The sequence below is a fragment of the Paenibacillus sp. Cedars genome, assembly GCF_003184205.1.
Taxonomy (GTDB): domain Bacteria; phylum Bacillota; class Bacilli; order Paenibacillales; family Paenibacillaceae; genus Paenibacillus_AQ; species Paenibacillus_AQ glucanolyticus.
In genome coordinates this window covers 5,138,773-5,155,482 of record NZ_CP020866.1, presented here as the reverse complement: position 1 = coordinate 5,155,482, position 16,710 = coordinate 5,138,773, and the positions used below count along the sequence as shown (strand labels likewise).

The following is a 16,710-nucleotide window of genomic DNA, read 5'->3' as shown; positions in this document are numbered from 1 at the left end:
AATTACTTATTATATCATAGTATGTTCTAATAAGCAAAGATATTCAAACATGTATTAGAATGTTGTGTAAAAGCGCTTGATTTTTTTCCGATTTCCAACGATATTCATATTAACAAATTTTTCTTGCAAATTCCGCTGATGCCCTCTTAAAATTGTAGCATAATGTCGAATAAGTTCTGATTTACAATGAATATGCCTCGCCGATATTTATTATCTGTCAACGAAAGTAGGCGTACCATGCAACTGTATAAGTCTTTTCTTAAGCAGCTCATCCGGAACTATATGATTGGGTCCTCTGCAGCTGTGCTTGTTGTGGGTGGCGTATTGATGGTTACGACCTTGGACATCCCGTTCGAGGAAGGCGCACGTCTTATGATCATTCTCGCTATTTCGTTTATGGTTATGATTGCATCAGAGCTGACAATTTTTCTTAGGCACTTACGACCGATTCATGCGGGATTTGATGAAGACAACATCGATCTGGAAGTGTTGGAAAAAGCATATTTGAGCGTTCATCGGATGCCGCGAATGGCAGTATATCGTATATTCGGTCCTCATTTATTGGGTTTATCCCTTCCGGCCATAGTACTTACTGTTTGGATGATGGAGCAGGGGAAGCTGAACTTTCCCCCTTTTTACATATGGCTGGCTTGTCTTGGAGCTATTCTCCTTGCCAGCTGTCATGCAATGATTGAATTTTTTCTGACGATAGCTGCAATCCGTCCGTTAATCAAGGAGATCAGGCGGCAGGCGTTGTCTCGTTATGGTGTGGATTTTTCATTGGAAGGCCATGTATTCATGGCAATTCGAACCAAATTTCTGCTGAGTACGATGCTGATCGGTACCTTTCCCTTGTTTCTGTTCAGTCTCGCGGTCCAGATTCGGCTGGAGGGGCTCAGTCAGATCATAGCCCAGCAGTACTGGGGATGGGCAGGATTCATTTTGCTGCTGGGCGTAGGCTTTGCTTATGTTGGCGCCTGGCTGTTGACTCAGGATTTACAGCGCCCGATCCGGCAGTTGTACAGGGCAATGAATGAGATTAAGGAAGGCCGCCTCATTCAGACCTCCAATCTGTATTCCGATGAATTTTCCAACTTGATTGCAGGGTTTAATATGATGGTTCGAGGGCTTCAGGTGCGGGAAGAGCGAAACCGCAAGCTGTTGGACAGCTATTTTGCTGCCTTGGCAGCAGCGCTTGATGCAAGAGACCCCTATACAGCGGGACATTCGCTTCGGGTAGCGGAATATTCGGTGTTAATCGGCCGTCTGGCTGGTTTGAGCGAAAAGGAGGTCGATATCCTGCATAAGACGGCACTGCTGCATGATATCGGAAAAATCGGGGTCCGCGACAATATTCTGTTGAAGGAAGGAAAGCTGACGGCAGAGGAATTCGATCAAGTGAAAGCCCATCCGGCACAAGGAGAGAACATTCTGCTGCAGATCGAGCCGGCTGACGCCATGGCCCCTTATTTGGAAGGGGTGCGTTCCCATCACGAGCGGTACGACGGAGCCGGTTACCCTGACGGGCTGAAGGGGAAAGAAATCCCGCTGTTTGGCCGGATCATTGCGGTGGCTGATGCTTATGATGCGATGACCTCTGATCGACCGTACCGCAGCGGCATGAAGTCCGTGGATGCCTTGAACATACTGGAGGCTGGCAGGGGAACCCAGTGGGATCCTGATTATGCGGGCATGTTCGTTAAATATATGAAAACGGAGAAGAAGGTCATTTCAATCCGTTAAGGGCAAGCGGCGAATGCAAGACTTGTTTTCGTTGCTTCTAAAAAAGGAGACCGTTACCTGTTAGGTAAACGGCCTCCTTTTTATGATGTGCGGGTGATTGAGACTGTCCTCCCTGGACTCAGGACCAGCAGCAAGGCGCGTTAACATAGGAAGTGTCTCCCGTATTGGCTCACAAGCGTCATATCATCTGGTTCGCTGCGTCTATCTCCGTTTCATCGATTTCAGCATGCTTTTGCTTGTGGTGCATCCGGCTTGCCAGCCATGTACTGATCTCGTACAAGCCAATCAGGGGGATAGCAACCATGAGGTGGGAGACGAGATCAGGCGGGGAGATCAGTGCTGCAATGATCACCAGAATGACATAGGCATACCTCCGCATGGTGTGCAGGATAGCCGGGCTTAATAATCCGATCCGGGTCAGGAACAGGACAACAACCGGCAGCTCGAAGGCCAGTGACAGTGGGATCATAATATTGAACATAAACCCGAAGTACTGAGAGACGCCATATGTTTCCACCAGCTCCATCTGACTGTTGATTCCCGTTGTAAAGGCAAGACTCATGGGAAAAACCACAAAATAAGCAAAGCTTACTCCTATGATGAAGCATAAGGCCGAGAAGGGGATGAACCGGAGTGCCGCTTTCTGCTCGCGGTTGTTCAATCCCTGGTTAACGAACAGCCATATTTGATACAGGGCAAACGGCAGGGTGGGCAGCAGCGACAGGACGATACCGATGCTCATATAGATGCGCAGGCCGTCCCAGGGTGAGAATACATTCCAGGTTACCTGAAATGCCGGCGAATGATGCTTTAGCACTGATAAGACGTAAGGCGCGGCAATCAGTCCGATGACCATGCTAAGTATAAAAACGGCGGCCACCTGCAGGATCCGTTTCCTTAACTCGGCGATATGTTCCAGCATCGTCATGGTATTCTTGATCTCCATAGTCTTGATCACTCCTTGTTCATCATCGGAAGATGGGTGTGCATCGCTGTTTTTTCTTCAATTCCTTGAGTTCAAACGTATTAAATCCCTCCTGCATTTTTCGATGAATTTCCTGGATGCTCTCCACATCCTCAAAAGAATATCGGCGATTCCCTCCTTTGGTACGCTCCGGAAAAACAAGCTTTCGTTCCTCGTAATACCGAATTTGTCGTTCCGTCAATCCAGTCAGTTCGCAAACCACCCCAATACTCATCACCTTACTCTCCATGAACTTTACCTCCTATGTAAGTATTATTAACCCTGAGCTTTTGTTAAATGGCTTGGGATTAAAAATGAAAGAAGATAAAACGGTAATAATTGGGCAATTGCATTTCGTTTGGAAGGATTTATGACATGATTTTATGAAAAAGAAGTGAAAAAAGCAATCGTTTTTCAAAAATAAAAAAACAATGTTAGGATTCCTGACAAAATTTACGTCAAATTTTGGTTTCTTTGCTAAGATCGGCTCATGAATCCAATCCAGCACAACTAGCGAAGGAGTGAACGAGGGTGGCTACAAAAGAACAACCAAAAGAAAAAGAGATGACCCGGAGACAATTTCTGACGACCGTTGGCAAAGTGGGAGGATCTGTTGCCGTCTTCAGTCTAATGGGTACGATGGGGCTCCTATCGCCTGAAACGTTGAAAGCAGCGGAATATACGCCTCCCGGTAAGAATGACTTAAATCTTAGCGGCCGTGGAGGCAAAAAAATCATCATTCTTGGAGCAGGGATAGCGGGTTTAACGGCAGCCTATGAGCTTGGGCTGGCAGGCTATGACTGTACGATTTTGGAAGCGAAGGAATTCGCCGGTGGTCGTAACTGGACAATCCGCAAAGGGACCTCTGTGGCGGAGATTGGTTCAGGTCGCCAGACCTCCCGCTTTGATAACGGACTTTATTTCAATGCAGGCCCGATGCGGATCCCGCAGTTTCATGTCACGCTTGATTATTGCAAGAAGTTTGGTGTTGCCATCGAGCCCTTCAACAATGTGAATGAGAGTGGCTATTACTATAACGAGAACGTTGGCGCGTTATCCGGGCAGCGGGTCCCTAAACGTGCGGCCAAGGCAGATGTTCGCGGTTATGTTGCCGAGATGCTTGCCAAAGCGGTGAATCAAAACGCGCTGGATCTGCCGCTTACGGCGGAAGAGAAGCTGAAGCTCGTAGATTATCTGAAGGCCGAGGGGGACCTGAATCCGGACCTGTTCTATAAGGGATCGGAACGCGGCGGTTACAAGGATGAGCCGGGAAGCCGGCTGGATGCGGGGGTTCTCCGGGATCCGTTCGATCTGAAGGCCATCATTCATTCAGGTTTCGGTAAATATTTCAGCAATGAGTACAGTTATGACCAGCAGATGATGATGTTTCATCCGGTCGGCGGCATGGATGCCATCGTGAAGGCATTTGAGAAGCGGCTTGGCAACCGAATCAAGTTCAAGTCAGAGGTGAAGGAGATTCGCCAATCCTCCTCGGGGGTGCGGATCGTGTATAAGGATGGCAATTCCGGCAAAGATCAGGAGCTCCGAGGGGATTACTGTATCTGTACCATACCGCTGACGGTACTAAAGAAGATTCCGGCAGACTTCTCGCCGGAGATGTCCAAGGCCATCAGCAGTGTCGGATACGCCTCCGCGGGTAAAATCGGTCTGCAGTTCAAGCGGCGATTCTGGGAGGAAGACGATGATCTCTACGGCGGCAGCAGCCTCACGAATATGGATATTACGCAAATCTACTATCCTCCGACCGATTATTTCGGGAAAAAGGGAATTCTGCTCGGCTACTATGCATACGGGGGGACTGCCGACAAACTTGGGGGCATGTCGTACGCAGAGCGCGAGAGACTAGCGCTGACGCAAGGGGCCAAAATCCATCCGCAGTATCTGAAGGAGTTCGAGGCTTCCTACTCCATCGACTGGAAGAAGACCAAGTACCAGGAAGGGGGCTGGGTGTCCTATTCCGCCAACGACAGGAAAACCTACTATCCTACCTTGTGCAAGCCGGATAACCGCGTTTATTTGGCAGGGGAGCACATCAGTTATATCACGGCCTGGCAGGCAGGAGCCATCGAATCTGCACGTGAGGTCGTAACCGATATCCATAAGCGTGTCATGAAAGCCTAAATTGAAGGGAGACTATTCAATGAAAAACCAATGGAAGACGTTACTGGCTCTGACCATGTTATTCAGTGCCGTAAGCGTCACCGCGTATGCAGACAGTGCCACTGTCCATAAGAAGCCATCCAAGGCAGCGCCCGCTCCTAAATTTTACGGCAGTCCTACTTCTTCTATCTCAAGCGGGGTAATTGTGCCGGAAGGGTCTTCTTACCTCTATACCAGCGGGACGGTGCCCCCTATATTGAACAAGGATGGCAAAACGGTGTACGAACGTTATGGCGACACCAAAACCCAGGGGCTCGGCATCCTGAAGGAGATTGAGAAGCAGCTGAAGGAGCAGGGACTGACAATGAAGGATGTTGTTTATCTGAGGGTGTACCTGACCCCGGATGCAGCCAAGAATGGAAGTTTTGATTATACCGGCTGGTTTGATGCTTACGCCCAATTCTTTAATACGAAGGAGAATCCGGTTAAGCCTGCTCGTTCCACCGTAGGAGTAGCCAGTCTCGTTAATTCCGATTGGTTGATTGAGATTGAGGCGGTAGCCGTGTTTCCGAGTAAGAAGAAATAGGGAGCAGGATAGTTGAAAAAAAAGAAATAACAAATCCAGCGCTTAGGAGTCAAACAGAGTCCTATTACTTAATTAGAGGAGTTGAGTCCAAATGTTCCAGAATGTCGGCTTTGTCGGATTAATGATGATCTTGGTTGTCGTCCTCATTCTGTTCGGGCCTTCGAAGCTGCCGGAACTTGGCCGGGCGGTAGGCCGTACATTGTTCGAATTCAAAGCTTCCGCAAGAGAGCTTGTTGGCGATGATAAAGAGGAAGAGAAGGACAAAGAGAGAGATCGGGAGGCATCGGTCATTAAATTGAAAGGATGATAGGCGGTTGAATCCGGTACCTAAGAAACAAGGAGCCTTGAATAGGAAGATGTAAAAAAAGCTGTCCCGTGGATCTGTCGAGATCCACGGTGGCAGCTTTTCTATATCTTCACAATTGCAGGCCACCGGAGAAAGAAAGAGGAAGAATCTGCGCATGACATCCTTTGCCAGGATTCAGAGAAACTCGTGACGGGTATACACAAGTACAGGCAATTATAGAATTCATCATTCATTACTCTAAGAGGAGCTGATATTTATGGATAGCAACGTATTTAAAGGGAAATGGAAGCAGATGAAGGGCGAAGCGAAGAAGCAATGGGGCAAATTGACCGATGACGACCTCGACGTGATTGCTGGAGAAAAGGACAAGTTGGTAGGGAAGATACAGGAACGCTACGGTCACTCGAAAGATGACGCAGAGCGTGAATATACAGATTGGAGTACCAGGTTCCGTGACTAGTCTATTCAGAGGATAAGGGAGGCGGAATGATCATGCTGGAATCCCGGGTTGTGACCGGCAAATTGATTGATATTCGTGACGGCAAAGCGTTTACCTTACACGGAGACATGGTCAGCACCTATCATTTGGGATACTATGAGATGATGAACGAGGAAGCTCTCCCTGTCAAAGACAGTCAACAGGCGGCTTCCCCCGCGGGGCTTATGGCGGAGGAAACTGCCGAATCATCCGGCTGGCTCCGCAGGGAATGGAAACCGTTGACCAGTTTCATAACCGCTTGGAAAAAGAGTGCAAATCGTGCCTGATTTGCACTCTTTTTGTGTCTTCTTAAGCCGGGGTATCAAGCCCTTAGGCATGAAGAAAATCATGTGAGTTTTATATTTGAAAAGTCATATTGACTTAGGTGTAATGCGGTGTAGAATGAGGTCAAAAGGAAGTTTGATCAGCCCATTCTAAGACATCGAAGGAGTGCATCATCATCAAGGCTGTCCAGGTTATTCACAAGCCGCGTAAACAGGTTTCATACCAGCGCAGAAATTTGATAGCGGCAACATGGGAAGGGGTCCCGGCGATCATATTGCAGACGCTGCTGGGAGGGCCTTTTCTTACAGGGTACTTATTGTTCCTGGGCGCGGAGTCCAGCGAGGTTGGATTCGTTCTTGCCGTCACAACGCTGTTCAACGTGCTTCAGATTCTAGTAGCGTACCTGATCCAGCGCCTGCAATACCGCAAGAAGGCCATGATTGTATTCGTCTTTGTGCACCGCATCTTATGGGGGGCCACGGGCGTTATTCCGTTTATTTTCCCGGAACGCTGGTGGATTCCGGTGTTTATGGTTTTGTACATGGCCGCCTTTATAGCCAATACCGTATCCGGCGTGCTCTGGACTTCGCTCATTAGCGATATGGTGCCAGCGAAGGTACGGGGACGTTATTTTGGCATACGCAATACGATTTTGAATGCGCTGGGGGCCTTGACCCTGTTTGTCGGGGGGGTGATCCTGGACCGTTATCCTGGCAGCGAGGGCTTCCTAATTCTGTTTATCATTTCATGGATTGCAATTTCCGCGAACTTGTCCCTATTCTTCTTGTATCCGGACCCTCCATTCGAGCATTCGAGTGAGCGTCAGTTTAAAGCGATGATCCGAAAGCCACTTGCGGACTCCACCTTCATTAGGTCAACGTTATTTCTGGCAGCCTGGTTGTTTCTGCAGACGCTGATTGTCCCGCTATATTCATACGCCATGCTAGATGTTCTGCATATTTCGTATTCGGTCGTTTCCATCATGACGGTTGCACAAACCATGGTCATGATGATCGGCTTCTATGTGTGGGGGAATTTGAACGCGCGCTTTAGCAACAGAACCTTGCTCTACTGGACGCTGCCGCTTATTGCAGGCTCATGCTTGTCATGGGGACTGCTGTCAGTCCTGCCGGTTATTCCGGTGCTGCTGCTGTCGCATATGCTGCTGGGTGCCGGAGTAGGCGGGTTTAACCAGCTGGCCTTCAACTTTATGATTGGGGATACGCCAAAAAGCGAACGGCCGATGTTTATTGCTGTATACTCGGCGATAACGGGTTTTACTTCTTTCCTGGGCCCTGTGCTGGGAGGTTTTATATTTAAGGGGATCGCAAATGCGCCGGACTGGGTATCTCAATACGGATTTCAAACCGCAGTGGGCGTCTTGATGGTGCTGATCGCATTGACGGTTGGGCGGAGAGTTCTTCGTTCTCCATAGAAGAGTGGCGATTTGCGGGTGATCCTTCATCTAATTTATATTTAATATCATGAACGGAAGGAGGGAGACTCGAGGTGGGAATGATTGCCCTTGTGGTCGGAGCCACGGGACTTGTAGGCCGTTTGGTAACCGACGAGCTGCTGCGCCGTGAGGAGCTTGACGAGGTGCGCGTGCTCGTTCGAAGGCTTCCGGATGTTACACATCCCAAGCTGAAGCCCATCCTGGTGGAGTGGGATCGGCTGGATCGATACAGCGATGCTTTTTCCGGCGTCCATAGCGTGTATTGCTGTTTGGGGACAACGATTAAGAAGGCCGGTTCCCAGCAGGAGTTCCGCAAAGTGGATGTGGATTATGTCATCAAAACCGCAGAGCTGGCTAAGCGGCATGGCGTAAGACAGTTTATGGCGGTCAGCTCCGCTGGAGCCAATCCGAAGGTGCGTAATTTCTATCTGCGGACCAAGGGGGAAACGGAACAAAGATTGGGCGAGATCGGTTTTCGAGGACTGCATCTGTTCAGACCGTCATTATTGCTGGGTGACAGGCCCGAGCAGCGGTTTGGGGAGCGAGCCGCTTCGGTTCTCATGACAGCCTTCGATTTTGCGTTCAGAGGTCCGAAACTCGCTCCATACCGCGCCATTCCGGCGGTAAAGGTAGCCAAGTCAATGGTCAACATAGGGCTAACGGATATGAAAGGCCATCATATCTACACCAACGAAGTCATTCATGTACTTGGCGAGGCAGCTGATTAGATTTGCCAGAGTCACCGTGGCAGATTACAATGTACACAGATAGGAATACATAGAGAGGGTGATGAACGATGAGTAAAAATATCATATCGACGAACCAAGCGCCAGGAGCCATCGGGCCTTACAGCCAGGCTGTTGAAATTAACGGATTGGTGTATACATCAGGCCAGCTTGGTCTGAACCCGGAGACAGGTGAATTCGGCGAAGGGGTACAGGAGCAAACCAAGCTGTCCCTTAGCAATGTGAAGGCGATTCTTGAAGCGGCCGGGACAAGCCTGGAACAGGTGGTTAAAACCACTGTGTTCTTGAAGGATATGAATGATTTTGCCGCCGTGAATGAAGTGTACGGCAGTTTCTTCGCAGAGCCGTATCCTGCCCGCAGTGCCGTGGAGGTTGCCCGTCTTCCGAAGGACGGACTGGTTGAAATCGAAGTTATCGCTGTTAAGAAATAAGCAATTCTATGATAGGAGCTCTGCCTACCTTGGCAGAGCTCCTATTTGTTTGGTTTTATGAATTAATTCCCATTAATCTTGATTTTAAGGAACGTATGTTCTATAATGGATTGGAATCTAGTAAGAGGATAGATGGAATGGGGGAATACCATGGGAATGGGGTCTGATATCAACAGGAATATACGTGAATGGATGGAACGATATCAGGTGACAGGATTGAGTATGGCAAGAATTCAGGAGGGTCACATTCGTATGACGGAAGGTTACGGTATTCTGGAAGCGGGAACCGATCGCAGGGTAACTAGCCATTCTATGTTTAACGCTTGCTCCATTAGTAAATTTGTTACATCCATGCTCGTGTTGAAGTTGGCTGATCAAGGAATTGTGGATATAGATGAAGATGTTAATGTTAAACTCTCTTCCTGGAAGGTTCCTGAGAGCGAATGTACGCAACATCATAAAGTGACCCTTCGAACATTACTCAGTCATCAATCAGGGATCTTGGATCCTGAAGATAGTTTTGGCGTGTGGAATTCCGTACAGGGTTCACCTTCAATGGTGGAGCTGTTAGAGGGAAGGTCAGCCTATTGCAGAGAAGCGATTAATGTCACGTATGAGCCTGGTAGTGAATTTGCTTACTCCGATACAGGTTTCTGCATCATCCAACAAGTAATAGAGGACGTATCTGGAAAGCCGTTTCAGGTACTGTTAGATGAACTTATATTTGCTCCGTTACATATCAGAAATAGTAAAATGAATCCGTCTTCCTACAAATCAATGAATGGACAGCTGTCATGCGGTCACCACAAAAACGGGAGATTAGTTGAAGGCAAGTACCCCATGTATCCATACCCAGCAGCTTCAGGGTTTTGGACCACGCCAGCCGATCTGGCCGTTCTGGTGATCGAATTGATGAATTCGTTGAAGAGCAAGAGTATACTAGGGATTTCTAAGGGCAAGGCAAAAGAATGGATTACTCCTCAAGGTGGCAGAGACTGGACAGGGCTTGGAGTTTTTCTGGATGGGAGTGAGCAGGAAGTTGAAATATCGTCACTTGGTTGGGGTGTGGGATTCCAATGCCTGTTGACAGCGAAGCCGTATCAAGGCAAGGGCAGCATCATTATGACAAACATCGATTCCGGTGTTCATCAATCCAAGGGGATTATTGGAGAAATTCTAAGATCGCTTGAATAGGTCTCTCGAAATGGAATCCCCTTGGCTTGATCAATTCAACCCAAGTTATGACACTTACCCTCGATTTATTGGTAGCAAGACGCTTTAACTGCTTAGCGAGGGGGGTTCACTTAATACCGTGACCTTCTCCGGTTTCGTGTAAAGAAGAGCCATACGGCATATACGAACAAGACAACAGAAAGGATAAAGGCTGTCATCAAGATGGCGTCCGTCTCCCGATGCTCGGCTGCAATGGCGATATATGCCCACGTAAAGACCATCGGTACGATACTGTCACGGTAACGGAGGCCGATGAGAATGGCGAGCAGAGCCCCGATACAGAGCAGGACAATCCCCAAGGGGGTCTCATTCAGACCCAGAAAGCTCCAGCCATTCTTCTGAATCACGATTGCAACATTCACGATAAAGGCAGGACACACCCATCCGATATAAAGGCTGAACGGTAATTGGAGAAACAGCTTCTCCCCTGTTGCTGGATAGCTTATGGAGTGCGTGCGGACATAGAGTACCCATAAGGTTAACAGCAGCAATAACATCACAATGACAGACCACTCGATATACAGATAATGCCACAATACCAGCCATGCCATATTGAAGACGCAGCTTAGTATAAACCATGGTCCGATGGATCTGACAGTATCCCGGGTTCCGGTATCACGGCGCAGCTGGTAGATGACAAAAAAGAGCAGCAGCACATAGATGACGGACCATATCGTAAAGGCATAACCCGCGGGAGTGATCGCCGTATAATACATATCCGATATTTCCCCGGTTGTTCTGCCGCCAAGCGGCAGAATTCCCGATAACACATTCACGGTGATAACCCCGGCAAAAAACAGAAGATTCCACCAGCGGTATGGATTGTTGCGGTACATACGATCTCCTCCTGGTATCAGTCTGGAATATATAGAATATACCCAAAAGAATCGATATCGAGCCAGTGCCTCCCGAGAGAGGCAGCAGGCAACTCGTTAATTCATATGCTTCTTACGGTATTCGTTCGGCGTGAAGCCTTCCATTTTTTTAAACACTTTACTGAAATATTTCTCATCCTGATAACCGACCATCTCCGCGATTTGAGCAATCCGGATTTGGGGGTTAAGCAGCAGCGTCTTGGCTTTGTTGATGCGAATCCGACCGAGAAAATCGGATAGCGTTACGCCAAATTCCTGTTTGAATTTGCGCGAAATGTATTCCCTGCTCAGAAAGAATCTCCCCGCGATTTGCTGCAGCGAGATCTCCTCGTGATAGTGATGCTCCAGATAGTGGGCGATGTCATGGATGATATGGTTATCCTTTGAATGGATCTGGGTAAGCACCCTGGATGCCGCATGCAGCCTGCCGCTGATCTGTTCACGCCAGCGATCCCAGCAGATCATTCCTTCCTCGCCAAAGGGCAGAGCGGATGGAAGATCCTGCGAGATTTCAGCGTCTTCGATCGGCTCCTGCGTGCTTTTCACCTCACTCTCTGTCCAGTGATACTGTATCCAGTCCCATTCCGAATTCCACCGGAGCAGATGCTCCGGGGATACAAGATCCCGATCGCGTACATCCTGCAGCCATTCCTCCGTGGCAGCTTCCATGCGTTCCTTGCTTCCGCTAAGAGCGGCCAGCTTGAACTTCTCCTCATAGGAAGAGAGCCGCAGCGTCCGTGAGCCTTCGCTGTCGACGGCGCGTTCACGGTGTATTCGGCATGTTCCCGTCAGCAGATTGCGGCTGAACAAGGCTTGGACGGCATTTTGATAAGCCTTCGGGAGATCATTGGGAAAGGCGCTTGCTTCCGCCGCACCGAAATGGCAGCGCCTGCGAAGGGTAGAGAAAAAGCCGTCATTAATCCTCCCCAGCAGGTCGTTGAAGGGAAGCCTCGGATGCCAGCAGAGCAGGATGATTTCGCCGGGCTTATCGCTGTGTCTGAAGGCAACCCCCTGATCCTTCAGCAGCTCATTGCAGATATTGATAAGCGTGAAAGAGAGCAGGTGCCGCCTGTTGCGAAATTTCGACAGCAAGGCTTCGTCAAATTGAACATCGCTGAGCACCGCTACATTGCATACAGTACCGGCCTCGGGCAGCCTAATCCGATTCCGTAATTGGGAGACGACGCTTTCCCTGTTCCCGTATCCGCTCACGAGATCCGAAAGTAGGCGGTCCATATAGAACGGGGTCATCTGATTCATTTCAATATTTTGAGTGGTGATGCGCTGCCGTTTCTCTTCCTCTAGCTGCCAGGTATGCACCGCTTTGCTTAACGCCTCGTTCAAGCTGTCCGGCTCCACGGGCTTCAGGATATAGTCAATGCCTCCGGAGCGAATCGTATGTCGTACATATTCAAAATCGTCATAGCCGCTAATGACAAGCACCTTGATGTCCGGTTTGGTGCTATGCAGCCAGGTCAGAAGTTCCAGTCCGTTTTTACGGGGCATTCGCATGTCGGTCATAACAATTTGCGGGCTGGTCTCCTCAATTAATCTCACGGCTTCCTCGCCGTCAGCGGCCTGATCGATTTCGGTTATACCATGCCGCTCCCAGTCAGCCAGAAGCCCGATCGCTTCCCGTACATGCTGCTCGTCATCTACAATCAATACTCTCATTCTACTGTTCACTCTCCCATGCGTTGATATTGAGCGTAACAATGACGCCGTGTGGCAACGCGTTCTCTATTATTAATTCAGCATTGTTGTTGGTGTAGAGATTCAATCGCATCAATACATTCAACAGCCCGATAGAATCGTTCCCGTTGTCGTTACGATCATAGTGATCGTAAGCGGCGGCGAGTTTGCTCCGAATCAAGGCAAGCTCCTCCTCATCGATCGAGGAACCATTATTTTCGATCACAACGATTAAGCGGCTATCCTCGGATATACGGGAAGAAATCGATACGAGGCCGACCCCGGCATGGGTATTCATGCCGTGTTTGAAATAATTCTCTACAATCGGCTGCAGGATCATTTTCGGAACCGGAGCTGTTAGGCTCTCCGGATCAAGCTCCCATATCACTTCCAGTTGATCCCGGAACCGCTGCTTCTGCAGCTCAAGATAGAGCCGTACATGATTGATTTCATCCTGCAATGTTACTTTGGCTTCGCTGTTGCGCATGTTATAACGCATGATGTTCGCCAGCGAAGAGAGCAGGGAATAAATTCGCGGTACATTATGCTGGAGTGCCAAGGTGCCGATGGATTGAAGCGAATTATAGAGAAAATGCGGATCAATCTGGGCCTGCAGTGCTTTCAGCTGATTGGTTTTATTGGCGATCTCCAGTCTGTATTCACGAAGGATTAGGTTGTTGATAGTATCCATCATGTTCCGGAAGCGGCGGGAGAGAACACCGATCTCATCCGGACTTGTCACATCGATATTCACGTCAAGCCGCCCTGTTTTTACTTGATTCATATAACTTGTGAGCTGCTTGATGGGCTTGGTAATTCGAATAGAAATCCATAACGTACCGAATATGACAATCAATAGCGCGAATATTGCAATAATCGCGTTGATGCTTGTTAATTCCGTTGAGTTCTTGTACAGGGTCTGGTGTGGAATCTGCTTCACCAGTGTCCAGGGGGCATAAGGCAGATCAAGCTTTTCATAAATGATCATCGCATCGTTGCCGTCATAATATCCCTTGTCCGCTTGAGCGATTACATTCATCAGCTCCGGATCGTTCAAATATTGGCCTCTTTGTGCCGGATCCGGACTATATATGATGCTGCCATTGTCATCAATCAAGTATAACTGTTCTTCTTCTTTAGCATACAGTTGATCGCAAATGGCCAAAATACTGTCAAGTTTCACATCAATGGCCATGAGGGCATATTGGTCGGGTGACGGTACGTTGGTTATGGATCGATAGAAGGTGATGACCTCAAAATCCAGGATATCCGCGGGCCGCGGCGGAAACCCGTAACTGTGCACCTGATGTACAGGCTCGATGGCGGTATTGCCCTGTCCAAATTGCTCTATGGTGCGGTAAGGAGCCTGCCGAAATTCCCTGCGAGGCAGGTTGCTTGATATTTGGGTGGACTGTCCCGTCAAATCGTTATGAAGATAAATCTGATGGACGTCCTGTGTGCCGGTTTGGATAGCCTGCAAGGTTGCGTACAGCTCGGCAATTACCCGGTAATTATCGGGGTCTAGGGCAAGGTTGCGCAGAAAATGGGGATCGGAATATACGGAGAGCGATGCCCGGTCAATGCCGCGTAAATAGTTCATCTGGTTGGTAGCTCCTTGATAATTCAGCCGAACATTTTCATTCACTGTCTGTTCCTTCACTGATTCACGTGTATGCGTAAACGTGATGAAGAGCGACAGCAGGAGGGGAATGGTTGTGACTGCAAGCATGAACTGGATAAGACGGGTCTGGATGCTGCGATATTTCATGATGGATCACCTCTGGATTATCGAATATGATCGAATGGGCATAAGCGCGTATGGTCAATATTTTACACCTAACGGTTCATGATTCTCCGTGTTTATTGTTAACAGGTTACCGCATAATGGCTATACATCATACAACAAACTTAACGAAAAGGGGAGATCAAGGGATGAATCGAAAAAAATCTTCGGCGCTGCTTCAGCAGTTTCTTTTCGTGGGACCCTCCACTATTTTTTTCATCCTGATCATGATCATTCCATTCCTGCTGGGGCTTTATTATTCCTTCACGAACTGGAATGGCGTGTCAAGCAAAATCGACTGGGTCGGCTTTGATAACTTTGTTACCATTTTTACCAATGATGATAAATTCCGTGATGCCTTCTGGTTCACTACCCGATTTACGGTGCTGGGTGTCATCCTTACGAATCTGCTCGGATTTTTACTTGCGTATTTCCTGACCAAACCGCTAAAGACACGGAATGTGCTGCGGACGATTTTCTTTATGCCTAACGTAATCGGCGGCTTGCTGCTTGGTTTCATCTGGCAGTTTATTTTTGTAAAAGGGTTTGCCGCTATCGGTAATGCCACGAATCTTGGATTCTTCAACCTGCCATGGCTCGGAACAAAAGGAACTGCGTTCTGGGCAATTGTAATCGTTTTCGTATGGCAGACGGCGGGCTATCTGATGGTTATCTACATTTCCTCGCTCAACAACGTGCCCAAGGATATTCTGGAGGCTGCCGAGATTGATGGCGCAAGCAGAGGACAAGTGCTGCGATCGATCATTATACCACTGGTGATGCCAGCTGTTACCGTATGTTTGTTCCTGGCGATTTCCTGGTCATTCAAGATGTTTGACCTGAACCTTTCCCTAACGAAGGGCGGACCGTTTGGCTCTACGGAGTCGGTGGCCATGAATATTTACAACGAGGCATACACGAATAACCGTCTCGGACTCGGAACGGCGAAGGCGGTCATCTTCTTCATCGTGGTTGCCATCATCACGAGTCTGCAGGTTCGATTCACCAAGAGCAAGGAGGTTGAGGCTTAATGGAGACTATGAAAAAATACCGGCTGAACACCTTGGCCACCGAGATCATTATGATCATCGTGGCACTGCTCTTCCTGGTCCCGTTCTACTTCCTGTTTGTGAACTCCGTCAAAACCTTTGGCGAGTTGTTGACGGATTCCGCGGGTCTTCCGACCGCGTTTGAATGGAGTAACTATTCACGGGCATGGAACATTACTAACTTTCCGCTGGCCTTCTGGAACTCGCTGGTCGTTACGGTTGTAAGCAACCTGCTGCTGGCGATGTTAAGCGCGATGACTGCGTATCAAATGGTGCGCCGCAACACGCGTTTTAATCAGCTCATGTTTGCCTTGTTTGTTGCAGCCATGGTTATTCCATTCCAGTCGATCATGATCCCGCTCGTGAAAGTGACGGCTACGCTCGGCATTAATAACAGCTTGTACGGCTTGATTATCTGTTACCTTGGATTCGGGGTCCCGCTGAGTGTCTTCCTGTTCCATGGATTTGTGAAGTCGATCCCCGTAGAGATTGAAGAAGCCGCAACGGTGGATGGAGCGAGCGGCTATGGGGTATTCTTCCGGGTTGTGTTTCCGTTGATGAAACCGATGTTTGTTACAGTCATCATTCTGAATACCTTGTGGATTTGGAATGACTACCTGCTTCCATCCCTGATTCTGCAGTCCGCGGAGCTCCGGACCATTCCGATTGCTACTTTCGCATTTTTTGGGCAATATACAAAGCAGTGGGATTTGGCGCTTCCGGCGCTTGTGCTGGGGATCATGCCGGTCATTATCTTCTTCCTGGCTATGCAGAAATACATCATTGAGGGAATCACGCAGGGAGCGGTGAAGGGATAAGCGGGAGTCAATCGGTCAATTCCTTCCCCCTGATAGATCAATATAATACCTGATCTTACGAAAAAAGGTTGATTATACTGAAAAAGTAAACGCTATCATCAAGCGATGTAAACCAATTGATTAGAGAAGACAAAAGGGAGGAT

The 16,710-nt window shown here is 48.6% G+C and carries 17 protein-coding genes; 12 read left to right on the top strand and 5 right to left on the bottom strand.

Annotation, left to right across the window (positions count from 1 at the left end):
* The first annotated feature begins 237 nt into the window (after window positions 1-237).
* On the top strand, window positions 238-1,743 hold the full coding sequence (locus tag B9D94_RS25265) for an HD-GYP domain-containing protein (RefSeq protein ID WP_006208042.1): 1,506 nt from the start codon (window positions 238-240) through the stop codon (window positions 1,741-1,743).
* 178 nt (window positions 1,744-1,921) lie between these two features.
* On the opposite strand, the gene tatC is transcribed toward B9D94_RS25265, so the two are convergent.
* Together tatC and B9D94_RS25255 are read right to left on the bottom strand one after the other, a co-directional pair.
* A complete protein-coding gene (gene tatC / locus B9D94_RS25260) occupies window positions 1,922-2,689 on the bottom strand; it encodes a twin-arginine translocase subunit TatC (RefSeq protein WP_063478506.1) in 768 nt (255 codons plus the stop codon).
* Between the two features lie 22 nt (window positions 2,690-2,711).
* Window positions 2,712-2,957 carry a MerR family transcriptional regulator gene (locus B9D94_RS25255; protein WP_006208045.1) on the bottom strand — a complete coding sequence of 82 codons (246 nt, stop codon included), beginning with the start codon at window positions 2,955-2,957 and terminating at the stop codon, window positions 2,712-2,714.
* Window positions 2,958-3,238: 281 nt separating this feature from the next.
* Between B9D94_RS25255 and B9D94_RS25250 the strand changes: the two genes are divergently transcribed.
* The 9 genes from B9D94_RS25250 (at window position 3,239) to B9D94_RS25210 (ending at window position 10,311) form a co-directional block, all read left to right on the top strand.
* A complete protein-coding gene (locus B9D94_RS25250) occupies window positions 3,239-4,849 on the top strand; it encodes a flavin monoamine oxidase family protein (RefSeq protein ID WP_082834288.1) in 1,611 nt (536 codons plus the stop codon).
* A gap of 19 nt (window positions 4,850-4,868) precedes the next feature.
* A complete protein-coding gene (locus tag B9D94_RS25245) occupies window positions 4,869-5,414 on the top strand; it encodes a RidA family protein (protein WP_148248268.1) in 546 nt (181 codons plus the stop codon).
* A 91-nt stretch (window positions 5,415-5,505) separates the two neighbouring features.
* Window positions 5,506-5,721: a twin-arginine translocase TatA/TatE family subunit gene (locus B9D94_RS25240; protein WP_006208048.1), complete on the top strand. Its 216-nt coding sequence runs from the start codon at window positions 5,506-5,508 to the stop codon at window positions 5,719-5,721.
* 256 nt (window positions 5,722-5,977) lie between these two features.
* Complete coding sequence (locus B9D94_RS25235) at window positions 5,978-6,181, top strand: CsbD family protein (RefSeq protein WP_006208049.1); 204 nt, start codon at window positions 5,978-5,980, stop codon at window positions 6,179-6,181.
* A gap of 32 nt (window positions 6,182-6,213) precedes the next feature.
* Window positions 6,214-6,486, top strand: coding sequence for a hypothetical protein (locus B9D94_RS25230; RefSeq protein ID WP_006208050.1), 273 nt, complete (start codon window positions 6,214-6,216; stop codon window positions 6,484-6,486).
* 191 nt (window positions 6,487-6,677) lie between these two features.
* Window positions 6,678-7,919 (top strand): MFS transporter, encoded by a 1,242-nt coding sequence (locus tag B9D94_RS25225; protein ID WP_172964077.1) that lies wholly within the window; start codon window positions 6,678-6,680, stop codon window positions 7,917-7,919.
* Window positions 7,920-7,993: 74 nt separating this feature from the next.
* Complete coding sequence (locus B9D94_RS25220) at window positions 7,994-8,668, top strand: NAD(P)H-binding protein (RefSeq protein ID WP_006208052.1); 675 nt, start codon at window positions 7,994-7,996, stop codon at window positions 8,666-8,668.
* Between the two features lie 68 nt (window positions 8,669-8,736).
* Window positions 8,737-9,117: a RidA family protein gene (locus tag B9D94_RS25215; protein ID WP_006208053.1), complete on the top strand. Its 381-nt coding sequence runs from the start codon at window positions 8,737-8,739 to the stop codon at window positions 9,115-9,117.
* Window positions 9,118-9,267: 150 nt separating this feature from the next.
* On the top strand, window positions 9,268-10,311 hold the full coding sequence (locus B9D94_RS25210; RefSeq protein ID WP_231887993.1) for a serine hydrolase domain-containing protein: 1,044 nt from the start codon (window positions 9,268-9,270) through the stop codon (window positions 10,309-10,311).
* A 110-nt stretch (window positions 10,312-10,421) separates the two neighbouring features.
* On the opposite strand, the gene B9D94_RS25205 is transcribed toward B9D94_RS25210, so the two are convergent.
* The 3 genes from B9D94_RS25205 to B9D94_RS25195 form a co-directional block, all read right to left on the bottom strand.
* The gene (locus B9D94_RS25205) at window positions 10,422-11,186 is read right to left on the bottom strand and encodes a TspO-related membrane protein (protein ID WP_036643697.1); all 765 of its coding nucleotides are present in this window, start codon (window positions 11,184-11,186) and stop codon (window positions 10,422-10,424) included.
* Between the two features lie 96 nt (window positions 11,187-11,282).
* Window positions 11,283-12,899 (bottom strand): response regulator, encoded by a 1,617-nt coding sequence (locus tag B9D94_RS25200; RefSeq protein WP_036643694.1) that lies wholly within the window; start codon window positions 12,897-12,899, stop codon window positions 11,283-11,285.
* Window position 12,900: 1 nt separating this feature from the next.
* Entirely contained in the window at window positions 12,901-14,685 is a 1,785-nt protein-coding gene (locus tag B9D94_RS25195; RefSeq protein ID WP_148248266.1) for a sensor histidine kinase, read from the bottom strand.
* Window positions 14,686-14,849: 164 nt separating this feature from the next.
* On the opposite strand from B9D94_RS25195, the gene B9D94_RS25190 reads away from it, so the two are divergent.
* Window positions 14,850-15,731: a carbohydrate ABC transporter permease gene (locus B9D94_RS25190; protein ID WP_006208059.1), complete on the top strand. Its 882-nt coding sequence runs from the start codon at window positions 14,850-14,852 to the stop codon at window positions 15,729-15,731.
* The gene (locus B9D94_RS25185; protein ID WP_006208060.1) at window positions 15,731-16,567 is read left to right on the top strand and encodes a carbohydrate ABC transporter permease; all 837 of its coding nucleotides are present in this window, start codon (window positions 15,731-15,733) and stop codon (window positions 16,565-16,567) included. The genes B9D94_RS25190 and B9D94_RS25185 overlap by 1 nt, the downstream gene beginning before the upstream one ends.
* Window positions 16,568-16,710: the final 143 nt, after the last annotated feature.